At 61.5% G+C, this 21,353-nt stretch carries 14 protein-coding genes and 1 pseudogene; 9 read left to right on the top strand and 6 right to left on the bottom strand.

The window, feature by feature from the left end; translation table 11 throughout:
- Nucleotides 1-249 precede the first annotated feature (249 nt).
- Together D6T63_RS18985 and D6T63_RS13870 are read right to left on the bottom strand one after the other, a co-directional pair.
- Nucleotides 250-3,972: an NACHT domain-containing protein gene (locus D6T63_RS18985; RefSeq protein ID WP_147394381.1), complete on the bottom strand. Its 3,723-nt coding sequence runs from the start codon at nucleotides 3,970-3,972 to the stop codon at nucleotides 250-252.
- 550 nt (nucleotides 3,973-4,522) lie between these two features.
- Nucleotides 4,523-5,707, bottom strand: a pseudogene (locus D6T63_RS13870) (IS30 family transposase).
- Between the two features lie 776 nt (nucleotides 5,708-6,483).
- On the opposite strand from D6T63_RS13870, the gene D6T63_RS13865 reads away from it, so the two are divergent.
- Nucleotides 6,484-9,444 (top strand): DUF3427 domain-containing protein, encoded by a 2,961-nt coding sequence (locus D6T63_RS13865; protein ID WP_235830769.1) that lies wholly within the window; start codon nucleotides 6,484-6,486, stop codon nucleotides 9,442-9,444.
- A 64-nt stretch (nucleotides 9,445-9,508) separates the two neighbouring features.
- Here the strand turns inward: D6T63_RS13865 and D6T63_RS13860 are convergent, their stop codons facing one another.
- Nucleotides 9,509-10,738 carry a hypothetical protein gene (locus D6T63_RS13860; RefSeq protein WP_120149644.1) on the bottom strand — a complete coding sequence of 410 codons (1,230 nt, stop codon included), beginning with the start codon at nucleotides 10,736-10,738 and terminating at the stop codon, nucleotides 9,509-9,511.
- A gap of 159 nt (nucleotides 10,739-10,897) precedes the next feature.
- Here D6T63_RS13860 and D6T63_RS13855 point away from each other — a divergent pair, with 159 nt between their 5' ends.
- Nucleotides 10,898-11,545, top strand: coding sequence for an HhH-GDP family DNA glycosylase (locus D6T63_RS13855; RefSeq protein WP_120149643.1), 648 nt, complete (start codon nucleotides 10,898-10,900; stop codon nucleotides 11,543-11,545).
- A gap of 73 nt (nucleotides 11,546-11,618) precedes the next feature.
- Entirely contained in the window at nucleotides 11,619-13,469 is a 1,851-nt protein-coding gene (locus D6T63_RS13850; protein ID WP_147394380.1) for a hybrid sensor histidine kinase/response regulator transcription factor, read from the top strand.
- Between the two features lie 75 nt (nucleotides 13,470-13,544).
- Here the strand turns inward: D6T63_RS13850 and D6T63_RS13845 are convergent, their stop codons facing one another.
- Nucleotides 13,545-14,336 (bottom strand): alpha/beta fold hydrolase, encoded by a 792-nt coding sequence (locus tag D6T63_RS13845; RefSeq protein WP_120149641.1) that lies wholly within the window; start codon nucleotides 14,334-14,336, stop codon nucleotides 13,545-13,547.
- A gap of 122 nt (nucleotides 14,337-14,458) precedes the next feature.
- Between D6T63_RS13845 and D6T63_RS13840 the strand changes: the two genes are divergently transcribed.
- The 6 genes from D6T63_RS13840 (at nucleotide 14,459) to D6T63_RS13810 (ending at nucleotide 19,341) form a co-directional block, all read left to right on the top strand.
- Complete coding sequence (locus tag D6T63_RS13840) at nucleotides 14,459-14,959, top strand: SRPBCC family protein (RefSeq protein ID WP_120149640.1); 501 nt, start codon at nucleotides 14,459-14,461, stop codon at nucleotides 14,957-14,959.
- A 272-nt stretch (nucleotides 14,960-15,231) separates the two neighbouring features.
- Nucleotides 15,232-16,095 (top strand): class II fructose-bisphosphate aldolase, encoded by an 864-nt coding sequence (locus D6T63_RS13830; protein WP_120149639.1) that lies wholly within the window; start codon nucleotides 15,232-15,234, stop codon nucleotides 16,093-16,095.
- Nucleotides 16,096-16,097: 2 nt separating this feature from the next.
- Nucleotides 16,098-16,904, top strand: coding sequence for an HAD-IA family hydrolase (locus tag D6T63_RS13825; RefSeq protein ID WP_120149638.1), 807 nt, complete (start codon nucleotides 16,098-16,100; stop codon nucleotides 16,902-16,904).
- Entirely contained in the window at nucleotides 16,901-17,533 is a 633-nt protein-coding gene (gene dhaL / locus D6T63_RS13820; protein WP_120149637.1) for a dihydroxyacetone kinase subunit DhaL, read from the top strand. Before D6T63_RS13825 ends, dhaL begins: the two co-directional genes overlap by 4 nt.
- 43 nt (nucleotides 17,534-17,576) lie before the next feature.
- Nucleotides 17,577-18,572 (top strand): dihydroxyacetone kinase subunit DhaK, encoded by a 996-nt coding sequence (dhaK, locus tag D6T63_RS13815; RefSeq protein ID WP_120149636.1) that lies wholly within the window; start codon nucleotides 17,577-17,579, stop codon nucleotides 18,570-18,572.
- 193 nt (nucleotides 18,573-18,765) lie between these two features.
- Nucleotides 18,766-19,341, top strand: coding sequence for a hypothetical protein (locus D6T63_RS13810; protein WP_182977011.1), 576 nt, complete (start codon nucleotides 18,766-18,768; stop codon nucleotides 19,339-19,341).
- A 71-nt stretch (nucleotides 19,342-19,412) separates the two neighbouring features.
- Here the strand turns inward: D6T63_RS13810 and D6T63_RS13805 are convergent, their stop codons facing one another.
- Nucleotides 19,413-20,087, bottom strand: coding sequence for a phosphoribosyltransferase (locus D6T63_RS13805; RefSeq protein WP_120149635.1), 675 nt, complete (start codon nucleotides 20,085-20,087; stop codon nucleotides 19,413-19,415).
- Nucleotides 20,088-20,337: 250 nt separating this feature from the next.
- On the bottom strand, nucleotides 20,338-21,063 hold the full coding sequence (locus D6T63_RS13800; RefSeq protein ID WP_120149731.1) for a hemerythrin domain-containing protein: 726 nt from the start codon (nucleotides 21,061-21,063) through the stop codon (nucleotides 20,338-20,340).
- Between the last annotated feature and the right edge of the window lie 290 nt (nucleotides 21,064-21,353).

The following is a 21,353-nucleotide window of genomic DNA, read 5'->3' as shown; positions in this document are numbered from 1 at the left end:
TTGCACGCTGCTCCGCCTTAAGACGAGCGAGCGAGCTCACCAGCAGGCAGACCAACGGGGAAGGGCCAAGACCAGCTGGCTCACCACAGGCTCTCACCGTCGCCAAGACCGTGGACAACGCAGGAGGGATGTACGGGTACGGCCTCTACATTGAACGCGACACCGAAACCCCACTGGTTGCGGCCTCAAACTAACTGCCACAAATCCACCACGGACGAGGCAGTCAGATTTGGGAATTATTGACGTCCTCTAATCAAATGCCCAATCTTGTTCCTTTGAAACTATTGCCAGCGTCCTTGGGCGATATCGACGTTGCGCTTGCATGACTGCCCGGGAAACAAGCTCTGGAGGGTAGAGACTGGGTCTCTTTAGCACTTCCTCTGCACCACCCATCTGCAAACGCGACTCCATCAAATGGTTGTGAACATGATACGAGAGACCTCGCCAATCGCGTCTCACCTGAGTAACCTGCCTTGCCCAGGCAAGTGCATGGTCGGGATCCTTCCACGCAGGTAATTCTTTGATTTTCTCGAAGTCCCGTTGAGACTCGAGGAACGTACGCAGCGGCTCAACACGCTCTTGTCCTGCGGCTAGTGAAAGTTGAGACGATTCCGCCCGGAGCGCAATTGCAACAAGAACTGCTGCCCGTGCAGAGAACATTCTGATATCGACTTCCGTCAACTTTCTGCGGTCTGCTCGAAGCTCTCCAAATGAAGCAGCGGACGTAAGAGTAAGCCTTAAGGCGTCATACTCATCGTCGCTGAGCGAACCAACAATCTCGTTCGTCTGGCTGGAAAGTTCGTGAAGATTCTTGAGGCTGGACCACATCAAAACCATCCCTACCCAGAACCTGCGATCGAGAGAAGTGGAGGCATCGTTAAGCTGTTCAACCCACCATCTAGTTCCACCCCGACGAAGACGAGCAGCACGCGCCCTCACGCAGATCGGGATCGAGGAGTCGAAAAGCTTATCGGAACCCTCAGGCAGCTTTACAGCCGTCTTAATACCTGCCCCGCGGATAGCCAAGGATACTGCAGCCCAAGTTTCCCCGAAGTGTTCTCGAGAAATTTCGGTGATAGAGCTCAAAATCTCCTGAGATTCTCGTTGGTCGAACATGTTATCAGAGTTGTCGAGACGCATCACAACCCCACTTAAGAACGCCTTAACGTCAGACGGTAAGATATCTTGCTTGGAATCTCCCAAGCTTTCCATGTTGAGAAAACCGGGTCGAACAAGGCGCCTCAGCCTCATGTGGACATTAGGAGTATTTCCCAGAACATCCGCGAATACGCTCAAGGGGGAATAGCGACGCCCTACGCTTTCAATTAGCCCATTGAGGACGCCCCGGACGAACTCCTTGACCACACCAGGAATCCTTAAAGCTAATCTCGGTTCTGAGGTAATCAACTCTGAGATACGTAGGAGTAACTGGGCACGATCGGGCCCATCCTCAGTGATTAGTTCCCAAATGGTGTCCGGAGCTAGAGGTGCACTCGCGCCTGCCCGGAACATTCTGATCAACTGGTAGGTTCGCTGGCTTCCTGATTCTCCATTAAGTAAATCGCAGAACTCGCCACTAAGTTCATCCCCACCGTTTGCGCGTATCACGCTGCAAAGAGCGGCCGTCCTTGTGTCAACTGGCCACGACTTGAGCTGCGTGAATATGCAATCTCGCAGTGTGTTCCGCCCGCACTCGATATCGAGCACTAACTCGTCGACAACTCGGCCCTCGCTAGTAAGCAGGATCTGCGTACCATTTTCATCAAAAATCGATTTGATAAGTTGGTCCTGTGAATACTTCACATTACTAAAGACCCAGTCTTGGAGGAGAGCCAATCCAACTCGTCTTGCGTGATTCGCGACCGCGAGGTCGCCCGTCTTAATCATTTCCTCGAGGCTGAAGACGAGAGTGCCAGTTTCACCTCGTTCGCACGAGCCAGCATAAAAGCGGCAGACATTCAACCATAGAGGATTCGCTGCCAGTGCCTCAAAGCGCTGAGCTCGATCTCCACGCAAAATCTTGTCCCGGTACGTACCAACTTGTGCGGTTGAGTATAAGTACTGAGCGCAGTAAAATTCCCGAAGCGGCTGAACCTCGAATTCGTAAAGCCCTTCAATGCGTTCCACCAGTACGAAGATTCGTTCAAGGCCCCCACCGAAAAGTTCGTCGGCGATTGCGATCGGGTGGCCACCAGCTCGAAGGTACTCACGCGCCATTTCCTGTAAGCCATCTTCAGAGATGCTTCCAGCCGATTTGGAAGCCTCGGCCTGCGATTGAAGTACCCATGCAAGGTGTTGAATAAATCCCAGGAGCACGGCGCGGTTCTCCCGAACACGGACGGATTTATCGGCTTCACGGGTTAGAAATAGGTCGACATATCGGTCATACAGATCTGTACGCTGGTCTGGAAGTGAGTGGCCAAATTGATGTATTAGGCTAAGGAGGATCGTCAGTTGCATGGGATTCCGTGTTAAGTCACGTATGTGTGCAAGCTCGAGCTTCTCAGAAAGGATCTTTTTAACGTCCTTTTTCTCAGAAGCGTCAAGGCCCCGTGCCACTACCCATCGATCAGCATAATCGTTGATTCGATGTGAATCGATGTTCTGAAGCGTCAGTGTTGAGAATCCAAATCTGCCAAAGCTGGGGGCCCGCCCGAATACAGATGGGCGACTAGTGACGACCACTTGTAGATCAGCGTCAAATTCGCTCCAACGGCTAAGCGACTCACCAATCGATGTAACGAGCGCTTCCCGGGCGACGATATCCGCTACTTCGTCAAGGCCATCGAGAAATAGAAGCGTCGGAGCGTGTTTAAGCAGAGAAAGCACGTCGTGAGCATCAAACGCGATGCCTCCAGAGTTATAACCGATGAGCTGCGCCAGGAAAACATCGAGAGTACGCGGCTCAGAGGGCGCGGGCGCGGACTTAAATGGTGATTTTCCGCTCAGGAATGCTGCGTAGTCTCTTAAGTCGACTTTAAGGGGGATCCTAAACGCCGTTTGGCGGTAGACGTCTGAAACGCGCTCTAGCACATCGGTTTTCTTAAGGTAGCGTGCCCGATGTAGCTGACAGACATATTGTGCGAGGGTCGATTTGCCCTGTCCGGGAGCACCTTCAAGTACTACCAGTTTTAGATGGGTTTGAGCAGCGTTTCCTAGCAGTAACTCAGCGGTGCCGAGATTGGTGCCTTGGTGCAATCCATTTCCGGATCCGATGAAAACGGCTCCACTCCCTGCTTCACCATCGATATACAGTTGTCGATCTGATTCAGTCAGCGCTGCAAAGAGGGCGCGTATGTCATCTCCGGAAGGGCCTTTGTTAGACCGCTCGATCAGCTTTCTTGGAAAGCCCACAGGAACGTCGATAAAAAGGTCAAGGAGATCGTTGGAAAGGCTTACCTGTTTAAACTTGACGGTTTTGTCCGACTCGAATTGGGAGGCTATGAACGCTCGAATCGCATCCTGCTGGCGTTCTTTGTTTGCACCTAGAACCTTGCCCAGCACCACCTCGATGCCGTCCTCAAGACTTAGTAATTCTGAATATTTCAGTTTTAAGGAAGTTGATGCGTCATCTAATCTGCGGTCAATTTCGTCACGCCAAAAACATGTACCCGGGATCGGAAAGTTCTCGTCGATCCAGTGTTGAACTTTATCTATTCGGCCGACGTCCTCGTGAGCGGTTCCGCGCGCATTGGTTGCCATGATGTAGTTTGTAGCGCCCCGCTCGGCGAGCCGACGAACTTTAGGCAGTTCTTTCTCTAAAGCGCCGATTAGCCAGTCGGCATTGTCTTCATCGTCGGCTCGCTTGAACTTGACTTGTAGGACGGTCTTTGTTTCGGGGTCCCAACCATCACGGCCACCGTCAGGTTGGCCAATTGGGAAACATTGAAGCTTGGGGAAGCTCGATATGAGCAATGACTGGCAAAGGTGTTGAAACCGTTCCGGGTTACTGTTCTCGTAGAGGTACCCCACGCAAGCCTGCTCTCCGTGCCGACTCACGCCGGATATTTCAATTCTGGGCGGTAAATCTAAGTCTCGAAGGTGATCGTATCAGCGACACGGAGCTATGCCTTGAGCAGCGACGGTGTGGCGATCGGACGGTCCCGCTTCGAGGTTGGGCAGGACAGGAGGCTTGTTGGCGTTGGACGGCCCTCCGAGTCGATAGGTCGGTACATGCTCTGGTCAATTAGAGGGCATAGCATCAACCGATACCCCGAGTGGTCGGGCGTAGGGGGGGGGGGTGATCTGCTGAGGAATCTTGAGAGGAACGCTGCTAATCAATCCCGTGTATGGCGGGAAAGCCAGCAGCTGTGTTGGAGAACGCCACTGACAACGGCCGGCGCTTCATCGTCATCGACGGGAGGCCTATCGCTACAGCCCTACCCAGTGCACGCCTCACTTCTACTTGCGGAGAGCTATCCAGTCTAGAGGGTCTAGACCTGGACTCCGATCTAGAAGACCGACATCCGAGACCCTTGAGCTCCAGTACGCTGTCGCACCAAAGGATGGCGATCTCAACCGGTCAATGCACCACCCGTGATTCTGAGAGTAGCGCGGGCCGGTTTGAGGTGGTGATGTGGGCTTGGTAGAGGCCGTTGGAGTTGGCCCATTTCAGGACCTGTCGAGGACGATCGTTGATGAGGTTCGCGATGTCATCGAGGTCTTAGGCGGTGAATCGTCGTAGGTCGGAGCCTTTGGTGAGGTACTGGCGGAGCATCCTGTTCGTGTTCTCGTTCGTCCCTCGTTGCCAAGGGCTTCCCGGGGCGCAGAAGTAGACGTTCATCCTCAGATCCGTGGAGAGCTGCTGGTGCTCTGCCATTTCCCGACCGCGGTCCCAGGTCAGCGACCGGCGCAACGGCTCTGAAATTGCTTTGAAGGCCTGAGTCAGGGCGATGCGTACGGCATCTGCTTTGTATCCGTCGGGGAGATGGACGACTTTGACGGCCCGGGTGCTGCGCTCGACCAGCGTCGCCACCGCGGAGGGTCTCTTTCCCATGACAAGGTCACCTTCCCAGTGGCCGACCTCGACACGGTCCTCGATCGATGCCGGTCGGGCGGTGATGGGCACCATGTTCTTCAACCGGCCGCGGCCCAATGATTGCTTGGCCTTTCGTGGCCGGCGGATGGTGCTCCCGGATCGCAGATGCTGGGACATGCCCCGGTCGAGTTCACGGCGGTAGACGTAGTAGATCGACCGGTAGATGCCCTCATGGGACAGGCGCATGGCTGGGTCCCCCGTATAGGCCAGCTTCAGCCACGCGGCGATCTGCTGGGGAGACCACCCCAGTATGAGCTTCGCCTTCACGACCTGCAGCAGCGCCGGTCGTTGCTTGAGTCGGCTCAGCTTCGGTCGCTTCATTCGCAGACGGGCTGCCTGCTCGGCGGCTGTTGCCCGGTAGGCGGATCGACCGCCGTTTCGCGCGAGCTCCCTCGAAATGCTCGAGTGAGACCTTCCCAGGCCCGCGGAGATTCTGCGGATAGACAACCCTATTGCAACACCGCGAGAGATTTCCTCGCGCTCTTGATGAGTCAGGTGCCGGCGGTTCCTTCGAGGATGGCTCGGCTTGATGCCGCCATAGCCCCGGAGGAAGTACTGGACCACGTGCGCCGGTTGCCCTACCCGGTCACCGACCTGGCGAAACGATTCACCGTCCCGCCACCCCTCCCAAATCGCCTGCTGCTGCTCCGTCGTGAACTCCACACGCACCTCCACCACTCATCCTGCCCAGGTAGTGGTGCGTTGACCGGTTGAGACCGCCATCCTTTCCTCGGACGTTCGGATGCGTCGGCGAGGACGACGCCGAGTCAGCATCTGCGGGGGCCATGGCCTCTGACTGTGGTCTCAGCATCGTGTCTCACCCGGCTTTCTCTCGACAGAGCAAGATAGGGCCTTTGATGAGATCAATGAAACGTTGAGGCGAGGAGCGTCAAGTAGGCGGGAGCTCGGACTCCGACGGAACACGGCGTAGCGCGGCAGGAAAGGCTTTTATCGTCCTGAGGGCGGATCGCCGGTGTCTCTCCGGGCCACTGCAGTGCCAGCTCAAGCCATCGCGCGGGTAGAGGCTGGGTTGGCAGGGGTAGGTAATCGATTTTGGGTGCTGCGTCCGGCTGGCGAAAGGTGTCCGGTCACAGCGCGAAGCGGGGTGTCAGTCACGTCGACCCAAGCTACTCGGGTGGGTTGGCTATGACATCGTTGGATCGTGAAGGGTACGGATTCTTTTGGTGGGGGCGCCGCGTGTGCTCCGGCATCGCTAGCTGCCGGTATTTGTCGCAGCACCGACTTACTCTGTGACGGTGGAGAAAATCGATGGGGGAGTAGCGCGGCAGGAATTAGCCGAAGGGCTCTACGAGACGCTTGTTACTCGCTCGCTCTCACACCGCCTAGTCGGTGTGCCTGAACTCGAAGCAACAGTTAAGCCGCTTAGCGAAAGCGATGCGCTTGTAGCCATATCGCAGTTCGTGGCCAGGGCGTTGAGTGCTGCGATGTCGAATGCAGAGCCCGAAACCCGACTTGCGCTTGCCAATCAGCTACTAGAGGTGCTCTCATCCAGCGATGAAATTGACCAGGGCCCGTCGCAGCTCCTGTCGCTACACACGCCTGAGTCCGTAAAGCGGCGTGACCTACGGCGGCCCACGACAGCACTGTCGGTCTCTGCTCTCCTTACAAACGGCAGAGATGAGCCAAACCTCGCGGCGGAGCTGCGCGCTGAGATGGAGTCCGCCAACACCGTCGACCTTCTCTGTGCCTTTGTTCGATGGACTGGGCTCAGGCTTCTCCACCCGGCTCTCGAGCGATTGACCGAGCGTGGGGTAAAGCTTCGCGTCATAACGACCACCTATATGGGCGCTACTGAACGCCGAGCGATTGACGAGTTGGTGAACCGATACGGCGCCGAGGTCAAGATCAGCTATGAATCGCAGGCAACGCGGTTGCACGCAAAGGCGTGGCTATTCCGTCGCAACACCGGTTTCGATACGGCCTATGTGGGCAGCTCGAATTTGAGCAAGGCAGCTTTGGTCGACGGGTTGGAATGGAACGTGCGGCTCAGCTCCGTCGCCACGCCAGACCTCCTCAAGAAGTTCGAGGTGACCTTCGATAGCTACTGGGCGCAGCGCGCCTTTCAGTCCTACGACCCTGAGCGAGACGGCGACAAACTCGATGCTGCGCTCGAACGCAACGGTGGTCGCCGCACCGGTGCGCCGAAGACCGAAACGGGGCTTGAGGTAGAGCCGTACCTGCACCAGATCGAGATGCTCGAGGATCTCGAATCAGAACGACTCAAGGGCCACACGCGGAACCTCATGGTCGCGGCAACCGGCACCGGCAAGACCGTCATCGCCGCCCTTGATTACCAGCGCCTCTGCGAAGCAGCGGGCCGACGTCTCAGGCTGCTTTTTGTAGCGCACCGGCAGGAGATTCTGAAGCAAGCGTTGAGTACCTATCGCACCGTGATGCAGGACGGCGCGTTTGGCGAGCTCTATGTTGGAGACAACAAGCCAAGGCAGTGGAACCACGTCTTTGCGTCGGTGCAATCGCTCGCCTCGCGCGGAGTCGAAGCGCTGGAACCAGCTTCCTTCGACGTCGTCGTTATTGACGAGTTTCACCACGCGATGGCGCCGAGCTATCGCCGCCTCATCGACCATCTCCGCCCTCAGCAGTTGCTCGGGCTGACGGCCACTCCTGAGCGGGGTGACGGCGTGGACGTTGCTCAACAGTTTTTTGATGGTCGGACTGCGAGTGAACTACGCCTCTGGGATGCTTTGGATGCTGACCTCCTGGTGCCGTTTCATTACTTCGGCGTGTCAGACGACGTCGACCTCAGCCAGCTGGAATGGAAGCGCGGCAACTACGACGTTGCGCAACTCAACCGCCTCTACACAGGTAACGACGCCCGCGCAGCGAAGGTAATTCGAGAACTGCGTGACAAGGTCACCAATACCGATGACATGCGCGCCCTCGGGTTCTGCGTGTCCGTTCAGCACGCGCACTACATGGCGGAGGTTTTCAACCGTGCGGGTATCCGATCGCTCGCCGTCGATGGCGGTACCGACGACGCTGCGCGGGCGCTCGCCCTCGCGCAATTGCGAGACTTAACTGTCAACTGTCTCTTCACCGTCGATCTCTTCAACGAAGGCCTCGATCTACCGCAGGTCGACACTGTGCTCCTCCTGCGTCCCACCCAGAGCTCGACAGTTTTCCTCCAGCAACTCGGCCGTGGACTTAGGAGAACTGAAGGGAAGGCCGTACTCACTGTGTTGGACTTCATCGGCCAACAACGCCGTGAGTTTCGGTTCGACCTCCGGTACAGAGCCCTCACCGGTTACGGGCGGAAGCAACTTGAGAAAGCTGTGGAGGACGAGTTCCCATACCTTCCGTCGGGATCACAGATCATCCTCGATCGTGTTGCTCAGAAGGTCGTTCTCGACAACATCAGGTCTCAGCTGCGGTTCGATCGGTCGCAACTCGTTCAGGACATCGCCTCCTATGGCGAGACGAACTTGGCTTCGTATCTCGAGAAGTCCGGCAATGACCTGAAGCAGCTGTATCGGAACACAAAGGACTCCTGGACCGGCTACCTACGCCAGGCCGGCTTGATCGGCTCTCTCGCGGAAGCGGGCACGGGTCAGCAGATCCTCGAACTGTCCAGTCCAGACGAGCAAAAGCTTCTCGGTCGGATGGTGCGCTTCCTTCACGTTGATGATCCCGAGCGCGGAGAGGCCTATACAAAACTTGTTGATCCGGCGTGCCCGCCCTACGCCGAGCTCGGTCTGCGCGAGCAGACTTTCGCGCGGATGCTGTTTTACACGTTGTGGAACGACGGCGGAGGATTCACCACGTACGACGTGGGTCTCAGCCACCTTCGCCAATACCGCTTCGTGTGCAGCGAGATTCAGCAGTTGGTTGAGCTTGGGGTGGCGACGTCGCGGTACGCGGGCAAAGGCCTCGGCTTAGGGTTGCAGCACATTCCACTTCTGTCACATGTGACCTACCGCCGAGAGGAAATACTCGCCGCGCTGAGCTACGGTTCCCTTGAAGCGGGGAAGAACGTGCAGCACCGTGAGGGCGTTGCCTGGTGTCCTCAAACCTCCACGGACGCCTTCTTCGTCACACTCAACAAGGACGACAAAAATCATTCAGCGTCGACGATGTACAAGGACTACGCAATCAGTCCGGAACTGTTCCACTGGGAATCGCAGAACGTGACTTCGCCCTCAAGCCCGACCGGACGCCGGTACCTCGACCGGAAGGGGTATGGTTCTCACGTGCTGATCTTCACGCGTCCGACCGCAGAGGATGAGACCGGGCTTGCTGTGCCGTACACCTGCCTGGGTGCTGTGGACTATGTGCAGCATTCGGGGGAGAAGCCGATTGCCATCACTTGGAAGCTGCACCGGCCCATGCCGGCCGACGTCTTTATGGAGGCAGCCGCGGTAGCGCAATAGGATGCGTCCGCTAGCAGTAGGTGCCAACCGGCGTGCAGGGAGGAGCTGGCACTGGAGCTTCGGATTAGCTACGAAAGCTAAGGTCCCACCGGTGCTGGAAGTGCGAGACATTATCGCTCTTGAATGCTAAGCAGCGACGGCCCTGCAAGCGCCGGACGGCGTCCTCTTGTGATAGCTCCAGCTGCGGCGAGAGGTGCACCTCACCGACGCCGTCAACGCCAATAAACCCCTTCTCAAATAGCGCATCGCATCCCAGCGAACACGCGAGCATGGCCACCGACTGAAAGTTGAGTTGCTCTTCCTCGGAGCACCACGAGCGGGCTTTGATATGCGCCGCGACAAGCAGCTCGTTGGGAAGTATTCGGCCGCAGATCGCGCACTGCGGGCCGTAATGCCCAAGGAGATTTGCTCGAAGATAGGTCTGCTCGGCTCTTCTTGTGGAAGTTGATGGGAGATCAGTCACTGTGATTCCTGGAGGCAGTTGGCTGTTGACAGGCGATGGATCTAGGTCGGAGGAAAAATTCAGCGTTTCCGAGCGCCCGGCGAGATATCGGATCATCGCTCGACCTGTTGAAGCAGGTAGAGGGGATAGATAACTGCGTCCGGGTGTACCGGTCACGTTCATCGGGCCGATTCTCGGGCCGATGAGCGGCTGCACGTCAGCGAGGGGCAGCTCGACATCCACCAGCACCCGCTCGACCAGCACGAGCATTCCTTCGTCATAGGGGGACGGGGGACCGTAGTGCAAGGGGCGTGTACTCGGAACGGCGGTTAGAGCCACCCTGCTGACCCCGCGAACCATTCCCGCTGAGTAGTGGACAACGAAGTCTCCGAGTTTCATCTGTTCAAGGGCGGGCACCCAGTCAAGGTGCCCGCGCTGGCCATCCGATCGGTGGAAGGATGCCCACAAAGACCCTTCGCTAAATGCGGCCTCGAAGTTGTTTCCTTGGTTTACCCACCACACGCTTTGATTTGTCACGCTGTCGTCGGCACTAATTGACACAGGCAGGATCGACGTTAAACGGCTTTGATCGATCCAGGGGACGCCGAAGCGGTCGAGTATGCGGGTGGTTGCGGCACCTCCAGAAAAGTCGGAAGCTTCCAACGGTCCCGAGGAGCCGGAGTGGGCCGCCGCTGCGGAGATAAGCGGCTTGCTGTCAATGTGCCGACCACCAGGGACCGCGACGAACTTCTTTGAGCGATCAAACCCGTACTTGGTCCTAAATGCGGCGCGCCCCAGCTCGTGCGCTTCAGCGATCGCGGCGTCGAAACCTATTTCGGTGAGTTCCTGCATCGATGCCCCATTGCTTTGATGACGAAGATGGGCGGCACGGTCGTCGCATCGCCCTTATCCGGTTGATTCGGCGAAGTGCTGTCACGCCGATCTTTATCGAGCATACTGGTCGAAGTTCCACAGGATGCTGGAGTAGTTCTGAAAACTAGAGTTGAGCGGATGAGCGATGTACAGCAATTGTTGACGATGATTGAGACCGAGCTTCCCAGGGACGAGTGGGCCGTCTGGCCTGGTGGACGGGCGGGCGCCATCGAGTCTGCTCTGATAGATGCTGTGCTGTCGATCCAGGCCAATTACGGGTCCGAACACAACGGAGTGCGTGGGGCGGTGAATAGGTATGTCACCGCGTTAGGGCCAGATCCTGTTGCGAATGACCTTCAGCGGCTCGCGGACTTCAACCCGGAAACGCTTCAAATGCTGCTGAACGACCAGATGATCAGCGGCCGTACCAAAGCGTCAGCCATACAAGACGCAGCCCAGAGCCTGGTAAGTGTCGGCGTTGTGGCAGCCGACGACCTTGAAGGAACAAACTCTGAGCATAAGAAGGCCTACACGAAGGTGCATGGTCTTGGTGCGGTGACCTGGGAGTACTTCTGCATGCTGCTCGGCACGCCCGGAGTCAAAGCTGATACGTGGATAGTCGCAGCTGTGGGCAGGGCTGTTCAGCGGCAGGTAAGTCCCCAGGAGGCACGCGAGATCGTGATCGCCGCCGCACAAGCCCTCGATGAGAATCCCACAAACCTGGACCACGCGCTCTGGGCCCATGAGCGCTCCCGGGCAGTGGAGGCAAAAGTCGAATCCGTTTGACCTATTGAAAGGCCCGCTATCCTGAAACCCCGAGCGCAGCGTCGCGCCGGGTTGCAGGAGACAGGTGCCGAACATGCTGCAGCTTCCCACACCGAACGAGACCCAGAATCGCCCGAGTGAGACCCCGCTCTCGGAGCTCGACCGCATAACCGAGCTTGCCGGAGACCTCGCCGGACAGTTCGAACTGGTACCGCTCCTCGAGCGCGTGCTCGGCCACGCCGTCGCACTCCTTGACTGCGAAAGCGGCTCCATCTCGATAGTCCACGAAGCCGAGGGGTACTACCGCAAGGAAGTGGATCAGGGCGTTGGCTGCCACCAGGGGCAGACCTTCCCGCTGACCGAGGGCCTCACCGGGCAGATCGTGAGCACACGCGGTACGGTCATCCTCGACCGCTACGCCTCCGTGGCCGTCGGGCACATAGACCCGATCGACCCGCGGTGGGGGAGCGCCGTCATCGGGGTGCCCATCGCGTGGGACGGCGCCATCATCGGCACCTTCGCCATCTTCAGCGACGGACCAGGCCGCGTCTTCAGCGCTGCGGACGCCTCGCTCGTGGAGCTCTTCGCCAATCACGCCGCCATCGCCATCATGAACTCGCGGCTCCACCATGCCGCCGCTGCGAAGGAACGTGAGGCCGCTATTGCCGGCGAACGCGAACGGGCCGTTCAGGACGTCCATGAGGCCATCGGCCGATCCCTCGGATCGCTCCTGCTGCACCTCGATCGGGCGGACAAGGCGACGCAGGGCGGGTCGCCCTCCATCCAGCACATCGACTCCGCCCGCGTCCTTGCCCACGAAGCGCTCTTCGAGACCCGACGCACCGTGCTGGGCCTCGCCCCGTCCAGCCTCGCCGGTAGCACTCTCGAGGAGGCAGTACGTCGAGAACTTGATCGTGTCGGCAGCAGTTACCCCATAGACCTGACGCTCCTCGTGACCGGCCAACCACACGAACTGGCGCCCGTCGTCGCTCATCAGCTCTTCATGGTCATCCAGGAAGCGGTAGCCAACGTCGTCGCCCATGCCCGAGCCACCTCGTGCCGAGTAGGCATCTTCTACGACACCACCGGCATGACCGTCGTCGTCGAGGACAACGGGCGCGGCTTCGAGCGGCCGGAAATCGAGAGCGCCATAGGAAGCATGCAGGGCAGCCGGCTCGGCCTCCATGGCATGGCGGCCCGCGCCCACTACCTCCGGGGTGAACTTCATGTCGATTCAACACCAGGCTGGGGGACCAGCATCCGCGCGCAGGTGCCCTACTCCTCCAACGGCGATGCCTCCCGGGACCGCTGGAAGGTCGTCGTCGCCTGTGCCCAGCCGCTTATCCGGGCCGGGCTCGTGCGGCTGCTGGAAACCTCCGAGCCGTCCGTTCAGGTGCTCGGTGAACTCGCCACCGTCGAGGACCTCATCGAGGCGGTGTCCCTCCTGCAGCCGGACATGATCGTCCTCGACGAGCACCTGCTCGGCCAGTACGCCGAAGCCCGATCAGCCAGCGGGGACACCGTTGAACGGCCCGTGGTCGCCGTCGTCGACCGTCCGACCGACCAGCAGCTGGCGACAGCGGCGGCGTCGGGCGTACGGGGTTTTCTCTCGCTGTCCTCGACGCCCGGAGAGGTGGCGCGCGTCGTCGTCGCCGCCGCCCGCGGTGACGCCCTGCTGGACGGGGCGATGTTCACCCGCCTCGCCGAGACGCGGCAGACAGCCGAGCCGGCGTCGACCGTTGCGCACCTTACGGTCCGCGAACTCGAGGTGCGCGACCTGCTGGCCGAGGGGCTGGCGGACAAGCAGATTGCAACGCGGCTCGGCATCTCCGTCAAGACCGTGGAGAAGCACGTGGGCGCGATGCTGCGGAAGACCGGAACGCGGAACCGCACCATGCTGGTGGGGTTGCGGCACCAGCGTCAGGCGACCGCGAGCCCAATCTAGGCGCTGACGCCCGTCCTCGGTCCACGTTCTGTGGCTTCACCAGCGCTCTTGCCAGGTGTGCGGCTCAGGGAATGGTTACGACGACCCTGCGGCGGTGGCGTCGAGGATGAACCGGGCTGTCTCCTGCGGCTGGTCCCAGTGCGGGAAGTGCCCGCAGTCCTCGAAGACGTGCAGGGTGGCGTCCGGATAGAGAGACATGGCGACGGCGGCCTCACTGAGCGGGGTGACCCTGTCCGACCGGCCCCAACCGAACGCCAGCGTGCCCTTGATCGTCCCCTGTGGCGCGCCTGCCTGGCGCGGTCCGTGCGCGAGCGACTTGCGCGCTTCGTCAAGACTGGGCGAGGAGGCGAATCCCCGGAGCTCCGTCAGGACGAGCTCCGGGTCGAGCTTCCAGGGGGCCGCGGAGAACTGGGCGAGCAGCGCCGTCCGGCCCGCAGCCTGCTGGGCGAGTGACGGCAGGACGGGCTGGAGGCGCCGTACCAACGCGATGGACGCGGTGATGCTGCCGTTGAAGATGCGCACCTGGGTGTCGTTCCAGAATCCTCCGGGATCGAGGGCTACGACGTTGCCGGCGTGACCCTGCCGCGCCAGCTCGACCACGATCCGCGCACCCATCGAGCTTCCGACGATATCCGCGTCGCGCAGGTTCTCCTGCTCGAGGAACCGCCCGACGGCGTCCGTGAGGGTCGCGATGGTTACCTCGCCCGCGAGCGGCTCGCTGATGCCGAACCCGGGGAGGTCGATGGCGATGACCTCGCGCTGTTCCTGCAGCAGGGGGAGGACGGAGTCCCAGGTGCGGACGCTCGAGCCGAGCCCATGCACGAGGACGAGTGGCTTTCCGGTGCCGGTCCGTTCGGTGTTCAACATGTGGGGCCTTCCGTAGCCAGCGCGAGACCTCAGTCTATGCGGGCACAGATCGCTGCAGCCGATCCCCGCGGCAACGAGGGACCGGGCAGAAGAAGCTTTGATCGCTCTGTGAGAATGGGCGCATGAGTCAACCAGAGATCCGCCACCATCAGGAGTCCGTCACGATTCAGGCGTCGCCGGACAGCATCTACGACCTGGTCTCCGACATCACCCGCACCGGCGAGTGGAGTCCGGTGTGTACGCGGTGCTGGTGGGAGGACGACGTCAGTGCAGGCCAGGTCGGTGCCTGGTTCACCGGACGCAATGAGCTTCCGCACCGCACCTGGGAGACCCGGTCGCAGGTCGTGGCCGCAGAACGCGGCCGTGAGTTCGCTTGGGTGGTCGGCGGCGACAGGGTCCGTTGGGGCTACACGCTGACGCCGGTCGGCACCGGGACCACTTTGACCGAATCGTGGGATTTCCTGCCGGGCGGCATCGCCATGTTCGAGGAGAAGTTCGGGGACGATGCGCCCGCGCAGATCGTCGATCGGGCACAGCAGGCGCTCGATGGCATCCCGAAAACCCTCGCCGCCATCAAGCGGATCGCCGAGTCCAGCACGTACCGCGAGGATGACCTGGTTTAGCACGCTGATCCTGCTGCGCCGGCTCCAATAGGCGGCGGCGCCCGCCGGGGCGACCTCCTGATCCCGCTCGATGGTGCCGGTGGAGGCACTGATGGATCCCATGATGCTGCCGTCGCGCACAAGCGGGATGCCGCCGGGGACCACCGCCAATCACCGGCACCAGCGCAAGGCCAGGTGGGGTTTACCCCCATTCGGGAGGGAGGGGTACCACCCATACCGGCCCGCGCGCCGCCCGCCTAGCGTGGGGTACAGCCTAGCCAGGAGGAATTGTTGTGGGTGTTGTACCCCTGAAGGACATCGTTGATCCGGCATTCCAGGCGCGCTATGGGGTGCCCGCGATCAACATCTTCAACGACCTGACCATGGAGGGCGTGCTCGCCGGCGCCGTGGAGGCGAACTCCCCGGTGATCCTGCAGACCTCGGTCAAGACCGTGCGCAGCATCGGCTCCCGCGTGCTGTTCGACATGTGGCAGTCGATGACGCGCGGCATCGAGGTGCCCGTCACCCTGCACCTGGACCACTGCCCGGACCGCGCTGTCGTCACCGAATGCCTCAAGGCCGGCTGGAATTCGGTGCTGTTCGACGCCTCCAACCTCCCCGTTCAGGAGAACCAGCGCCAGACCGTCGAGGTCGTCGCCGAGGCTCGCAGCTACGGCGCCCAGGTGGAGGGCGAGATCGAGGCCATCACCGGCGTCGAGGACGATCACGGGTCCGACGACGTCTCCAAGCAGCAGAGCCTCGAGGTGGCCCTCGCCTTCATCGACGCTACCGGCATCGACGTCTTCGCTCCGTCGATCGGCAACGCCCACGGCAGCTACAAGGCAGCCCCCGTGCTCGACGTCGAACGCGTCACCCAGATTGTCGAGGCACGGAACGTACCCATCGCCCTGCACGGCGGCAGCGGCCTGAGCAATGAGCAATTCGCCGACCTCATCGCCCGCGGCTGCGCGAAGGTCAACATCTCCACGGCGCTCAAGGAGATGTACATGCAGTCCAGCCTGGCGTTCCTCAAGCAGGCCGAACAGAACAACAAGTGGGATCCGCCGTCGCTGTTCAAGCACACCCGCGCCGACGTCGTCGCGATGGTCACCGACCTCTGCGCCCAGTTCGGCAGCGCAGGCAAGGGCGGCCGCTGACCATGCCGGCCCTGATCTTCGACTGCGACGGCGTGCTCGCCGACACCGAACAGTACGGCCACCTCCCCGCCTTCAACCAGACCTTCACCGACTTCGGCGTGCCCGTGCAGTGGAGCGTCGAGGAGTACGCCGAGAAGGTGAAGATCGGCGGCGGCAAGGAGCGCATGCGCAGCATCCTCACCCCCTCGCTGACCGCCTCTCTCGACCTGCATGACGACGACGCCGTCGATGCCGCGGTCCTCTCCTGGCACAAGCGGAAGACCGAGGTCTACAAGGGGCTGGTGGAGAGTGGCGTCATGCCTGCGCGGCCGGGCATCGCGCGCATCGTGCAGGAGGCTCACGACGCCGGATGGACGCTCGCCGTCGCCTCCACCTCCGCGGAACCCGCGGTCCGTGCCGTACTGACGCACGCCGTCGGGGAGTCGCTCGCAGCGCACTTCGCGGTGTTCGCCGGGGATGTGGTGCCGGCCAAGAAGCCCGCACCGGACATCTACCTGCTGGCCCTGCAGGAGCTCGGAGTGTCGGCGAATGACGCGATCGTCGTCGAGGACAGCGGCAACGGGCTGCGCGCCGCCGTCGGAGCGGGACTCCGCACTGTGGTGACGGTCAGCGGCTTCACCCGCGAGGAGGACTTCACCGGCGCATCGCTCGTGGTCAGCTCGCTCGGGGATCCCGACGGCGAGCAGGCGGAGGTTCTTGACGACCCGTACGGTGCCGATCCTTCCGGCGTCGTTACCCTCGCGACCCTGCAGAAGCTGCTGTCCGCACCTGCCCCCAACGCCGCGACCCACGAAACGGAGACCCCATGAGCGCAACCGACCTCGCCGACGTCGAATACGTCGTCCACTCCCTGGCCCAGACCGCCGTCGACAGGGAGAAGGAGTTCGGCGACCTCGACGCCGTGGTGGGCGACGGCGACCTCGGCTACTCGCTCGCTCGCGGCTTCGAGAAGGTCCTGGCGGACTGGGACTCGTTCAAGCGCGACGACGTCGCCACCTTCCTGCAACAGATCGCGCTCGCCATTTCCAGCAGGATCGGCGGAACCTCGGGCCCCTTGTGGGGTACGGCGTTCCTCCGGGCCTCCGCGGCGGCGAAGACCATTGACGCGATCGACGGGGCCGCCGTCGTCGCCATGCTGCGAGGAGCCACGGACGGGATCAAGGCCCGCGGCAACGCGGACCTCGGCGACAAGACCCTGCTGGATGCCCTGATCCCGGCGACCGACGAGCTCGAGAGGCAGCTGCAGGCGGGGGCGTCACCGGAGGAGTGCCGGGCAGAGTTCGCCAAGAAGACCCGCGAGTGCGCTGATGCGACGTCGAGCCTGCAGGCCAAGCGCGGCCGCGCCAGCTACAGCGGGGAACGCAGCATCGGCTCGCCCGACGCCGGGGCGGTGGCCGTGGCCATCATCGTCGAAGGCATCGTGGCCGACTGGCCCTGACTACTTGCCCATCCATCCCTACTCACAATGACGTGGAGACCCCATGAAGAAGTTCGTCAATGATCCGCAGCAGTTCGTCCCGGAGATGCTCGAGGGCCTGGCGCTCGCGAACCCGGACACCCTGAAGTACGTGCCCGAGTACAACCTGATCATGCGCGCCGACGGCCCGGACCAGAACAAGGTGTCGATCGTGCAGGGCTCCGGGTCGGGGCATGAGCCGGCGCACGTGATGATCGTGGGCAAGGGCATGCTTGACGCCGCCTGCCCAGGTGACGTATTCGCCGCGCCGCCGTTTGACTACGTGTACGAGACCACGAAGCTGATGGCCTCGCCCAAGGGTGTGCTCCTGTTGGTGAACAACTACACGGGCGACAAGATGGTGTTCGAGATGGCGCAGGAGATGTCCTCGGCCGAGGGCATCGAGGTGAAGACGCTCTTCATCAACGACGACGTCTCCGTGGAGGACTCGACCTACACGATCGGCCGCCGCGGGGTCGCCGGCAACTTCTTCGTCATCAAGGCCGTCGCTGCCGCCGCCGAGCGCGGGGCGGACCTCGACGAGGTCATCCGCATCGGCGAGAAGGTGAACTCGGTGACCCGGACGATGGGCGTCGCGCTGACCGCGTGCACCCCGCCGGCGAAGGGCAGCCCGCTGTTCGAGCTCGGCGCGGACGAGATCGAGATGGGAGTCGGTATTCATGGCGAGCCCGGGCGTCGTCGGGCGAAGATGATGCCGGCCAACGAGATCGTCGAGGAGCTCCTGGCGCCGGTGGTGAAGGATCTGCCGTTCGGCGACGGCGACCGCGTGGCCCTGATGGTCAACGGCCTGGGTGGCACCCCGATCAGCGAGCTGTACCTGCTGTACGGGCAGGCGCACAAGCGCCTCGCGGAGCAGGGCATCAGCGTGGGCCGCAGCTATGTGGGGGAGTACTGCACCTCCCTGGACATGGCCGGCGCGTCCATCACGCTGGTGAAGCTCGACGACGAAATCGAGTCGCTGCTGATGGATCCGGCGGAGATCCCTATTCGGGTGTTCTAGCTCTTGCTAAGTACGACGGCGGGCCGATCACCTTTCGGTGGTCGGCCCGCCGTTCTTCAGTTGGCGTCCACGGTGTCGCTGATCATCACAACCGATGAGGAGATGTAGCCTGACGGCGAGCTCTCAGGGCCTGACGGTTGGAGCGGACATCGAATCATCTCTATGGGGGCACTCCTTGGATCCATTCGGCGGCATGAGCCTCGACACACTGCACATCCTGACCTGGATAGCACCTGCCGTCGTCGCGCTGGTGGCGGGTTTCCTGCTTCGGCGCAGCTTCCACTGGATCGCGCTCGGTGCCGTTCTGCTCTTCGCCGCACTCAACGCGGCTGCTGGGATCTACGTGTTGAACCACTTCAGTGAGCCGCGGTGGTCCCCGGAAGGAAGCGCTCCCCTGAGCGCTCCGTCGTTCTCCGAGACACCGATGGTGGGGGAGTTCCTGGTGCCACTGGACTCTGCACTGGAAGGAGTAGTCGGCGGGGTGAACGACTTCCGGGCGTTCCAGCAGGCCCTTCCCATAGCGCTGGACTTCCTTGCCACGTCCGGCTGGGCCTTGCTGGTGTCATTCCCCCTGGTCATTCTCGCCGCGTGTGTCAGCTTCGCTAATGCTCGACGCCGGAAGGCTGAATTCACGAAGAATCGTGCCACTGTCGATTCGCTCAAGGATGAACTGGAGCAGGTCAAGCGTCAGGTCGCGGCCGGGTACCCCGCCCATTCTGCACATTCCGCAGATGCAGAGGCTCACCGTCTGACGAGCCCGGAGGCCTAAGCCTGATGCCGTGTTAGGCCGGCCCGGATGCCGGTGGCTTCGGCCTGCTACGGCCCTTGGCGCGGACCAAGTCAACCACCGTCGGGACCACCCCGTGAGCGGGCCGCGGCGTCGAGCAGCGTGACCACTTCGTCGTCGTCGGTGGCTGAGAAGTCGTTGTAGTAGCAGCCCACTGCCTCGAATCTCCGCGGTGAAACCAGGCTCACGATCTCGTCCGCCTCCGTGAACGAGGCCACAGTCGATGCCGGCGCGACTGGTATTGCCACGATCACCCGTGCCGCGCCGAGTTGCTTGGCCACCTGGCACGCCACCCGCGCAGTGGAGCCCGTGGCCATGCCGTCGTCGACGACGACGACGATTCGCCCGTGGACATCTGTCCGGATCCTTCTCTGCCGGTACCGGGTCCGGCGCTCCTCCAGGAGCTGGCGTTCTTTAGTCTCGAGCGCTTGCAGGTCCTCCTCCGTGACATGAGCCTGCGAGAGGACGTGCGCATCGAGGACCCGGGTGCCGCCCTCCCCAATGGCGCCCATGGCAACCTCTGGCCGGAACGGAACCCCCAGCTTCCGCACCACGATCACATCCAATGGCGCACCAAGGGCATTCGCCACCTCGAAGGCAACCGGAACACCGCCACGGGGCAGACCGAGCACTACGACGTCCTGACCCCGTAGCCCTGCCAGCCTTTGCCCCAACTGCCGTCCGGCGTCGGTCCTGTCCACGAAAGTTCTGGACTCTTTGCTCGGCACGCTGTTCTCCTCGGGTGGTTGGTGCTTTTATCCGGCGTCTGCACATGGAGAGCGGCGACCTTGTCCTGGGTGATGACGGCTCGATCGCTCCTGCGAAGGGTTCGATTGCCAGCCGGGCCCAACGCTGCCGTTCAGAGGCTTTCGTCCCCCGTGTGTCCGAAGGGCCGGCTGTCTATGGTGGAGCTTGGTCCAGGCAGCCGGAGAGTCGCTGCTCCGCTTCCCGCAGTACGGGAGTCCCCGTCAAAGTGGTTCACAGCGTGTCGGGAATGACGCGTCCCGGGAAGAGCGTGGCGTATTGCTTCCGATAGAGCCTGCGCCCTACGAGACGGTAGGCGAGGCGAACCGGCGGTGGAACTTCTTTGAAGAACTCCTCGCGCTCGCCGGGCGGATTCGTGGCCAGCACCATCCCGAGGTATCCGACCAGGAACTTCTTGTCGAATGTCTTCACGCCGTGCTCTCCAATTGCCTTCCCTTCCTTCTCGGTGAGGACCCTGTCGACAACGGGCATCACCTCGGTGACCTCACGGCGCAGGTGTACTTGGAGGACGGTCGATAGGTCCTCGTAGCGATCAGCGAGGTCCGCCCTTACGCTCGCATCGGCTGTCTCCATCCAGCGCAGGCGAACGGGCTCGATGCTCTCGAGCCGTTGTGTGACCTGCCTGTGGTGCTCGAGCATCTGCTCCACATGCAGCGCGCACGCGGGCGCTCTTTTCGCCAGCAGCGGGTACATGAGGAGATCCTCGCCCTCATGATGCGCATGGAGCACCTTGTCGAAGTTCCCCAGTACCTCGCCGACGTAGGCGGCGCGGGCGGTGTCACCGGGCTCGACCGACTTCACAAGATCGGGTGCTTCGTCATACGCCCACAGGAAGAAGCGGTGAACTCGCCGCATGCTCCCCGTCCCGGTGCACAGGACCGGCCCGGGCGGCACAGGAGCTGCGGTCTCGCCGGACCTCATGGTGAAGAAGTCAGTCATGGGATTGCCCCTTATGGAATTGGTCGAGACCAAGACCTTCCCCGGCTGAAGCATAGGCTTCGCCCCCACTCCTTACAATGGTTGGGCAGCGCTCGCTGCTCATGGATCCCGCGGAGATGTCGATCCGTACATTTCAGAAGCACAGTGCACGACGGCGGGCCGGTCGCCGTCGGGTGGTCGGCCCGCTTCTGCTGCACGGGTCCTCCGACGAATCATGTCGATCCCCGATGACGAGTATCCGAGCGGCTGTCGAGCCCGTCCACGCCATGACCAACCACTGGGCCACGGTG

This window comes from Arthrobacter cheniae, from assembly GCF_003602275.1.
In the GTDB taxonomy this organism is placed as follows: Bacteria; Actinomycetota; Actinomycetes; order Actinomycetales; family Micrococcaceae; genus Arthrobacter_D; species Arthrobacter_D cheniae.
This window is presented reverse-complemented; position numbering and strand designations above follow the sequence as displayed.

Coding starts and splice junctions, on each gene's coding strand:
- D6T63_RS13865 (WP_235830769.1), top strand. CDS start 6,484: ATGTCGAATGCAGAGCCCGAAACCCGACTTGCGCTTGCCAATCAGCTA.
- D6T63_RS13860 (WP_120149644.1), bottom strand. CDS start 10,738: ATGCAGGAACTCACCGAAATAGGTTTCGACGCCGCGATCGCTGAAGCG.
- D6T63_RS13855 (WP_120149643.1), top strand. CDS start 10,898: ATGAGCGATGTACAGCAATTGTTGACGATGATTGAGACCGAGCTTCCC.
- D6T63_RS13850 (WP_147394380.1), top strand. CDS start 11,619: ATGCTGCAGCTTCCCACACCGAACGAGACCCAGAATCGCCCGAGTGAG.
- D6T63_RS13845 (WP_120149641.1), bottom strand. CDS start 14,336: ATGTTGAACACCGAACGGACCGGCACCGGAAAGCCACTCGTCCTCGTG.
- D6T63_RS13840 (WP_120149640.1), top strand. CDS start 14,459: ATGAGTCAACCAGAGATCCGCCACCATCAGGAGTCCGTCACGATTCAG.
- D6T63_RS13825 (WP_120149638.1), top strand. CDS start 16,098: ATGCCGGCCCTGATCTTCGACTGCGACGGCGTGCTCGCCGACACCGAA.
- dhaL (WP_120149637.1), top strand. CDS start 16,901: ATGAGCGCAACCGACCTCGCCGACGTCGAATACGTCGTCCACTCCCTG.
- dhaK (WP_120149636.1), top strand. CDS start 17,577: ATGAAGAAGTTCGTCAATGATCCGCAGCAGTTCGTCCCGGAGATGCTC.
- D6T63_RS13810 (WP_182977011.1), top strand. CDS start 18,766: ATGAGCCTCGACACACTGCACATCCTGACCTGGATAGCACCTGCCGTC.
- D6T63_RS13800 (WP_120149731.1), bottom strand. CDS start 21,063: ATGACTGACTTCTTCACCATGAGGTCCGGCGAGACCGCAGCTCCTGTG.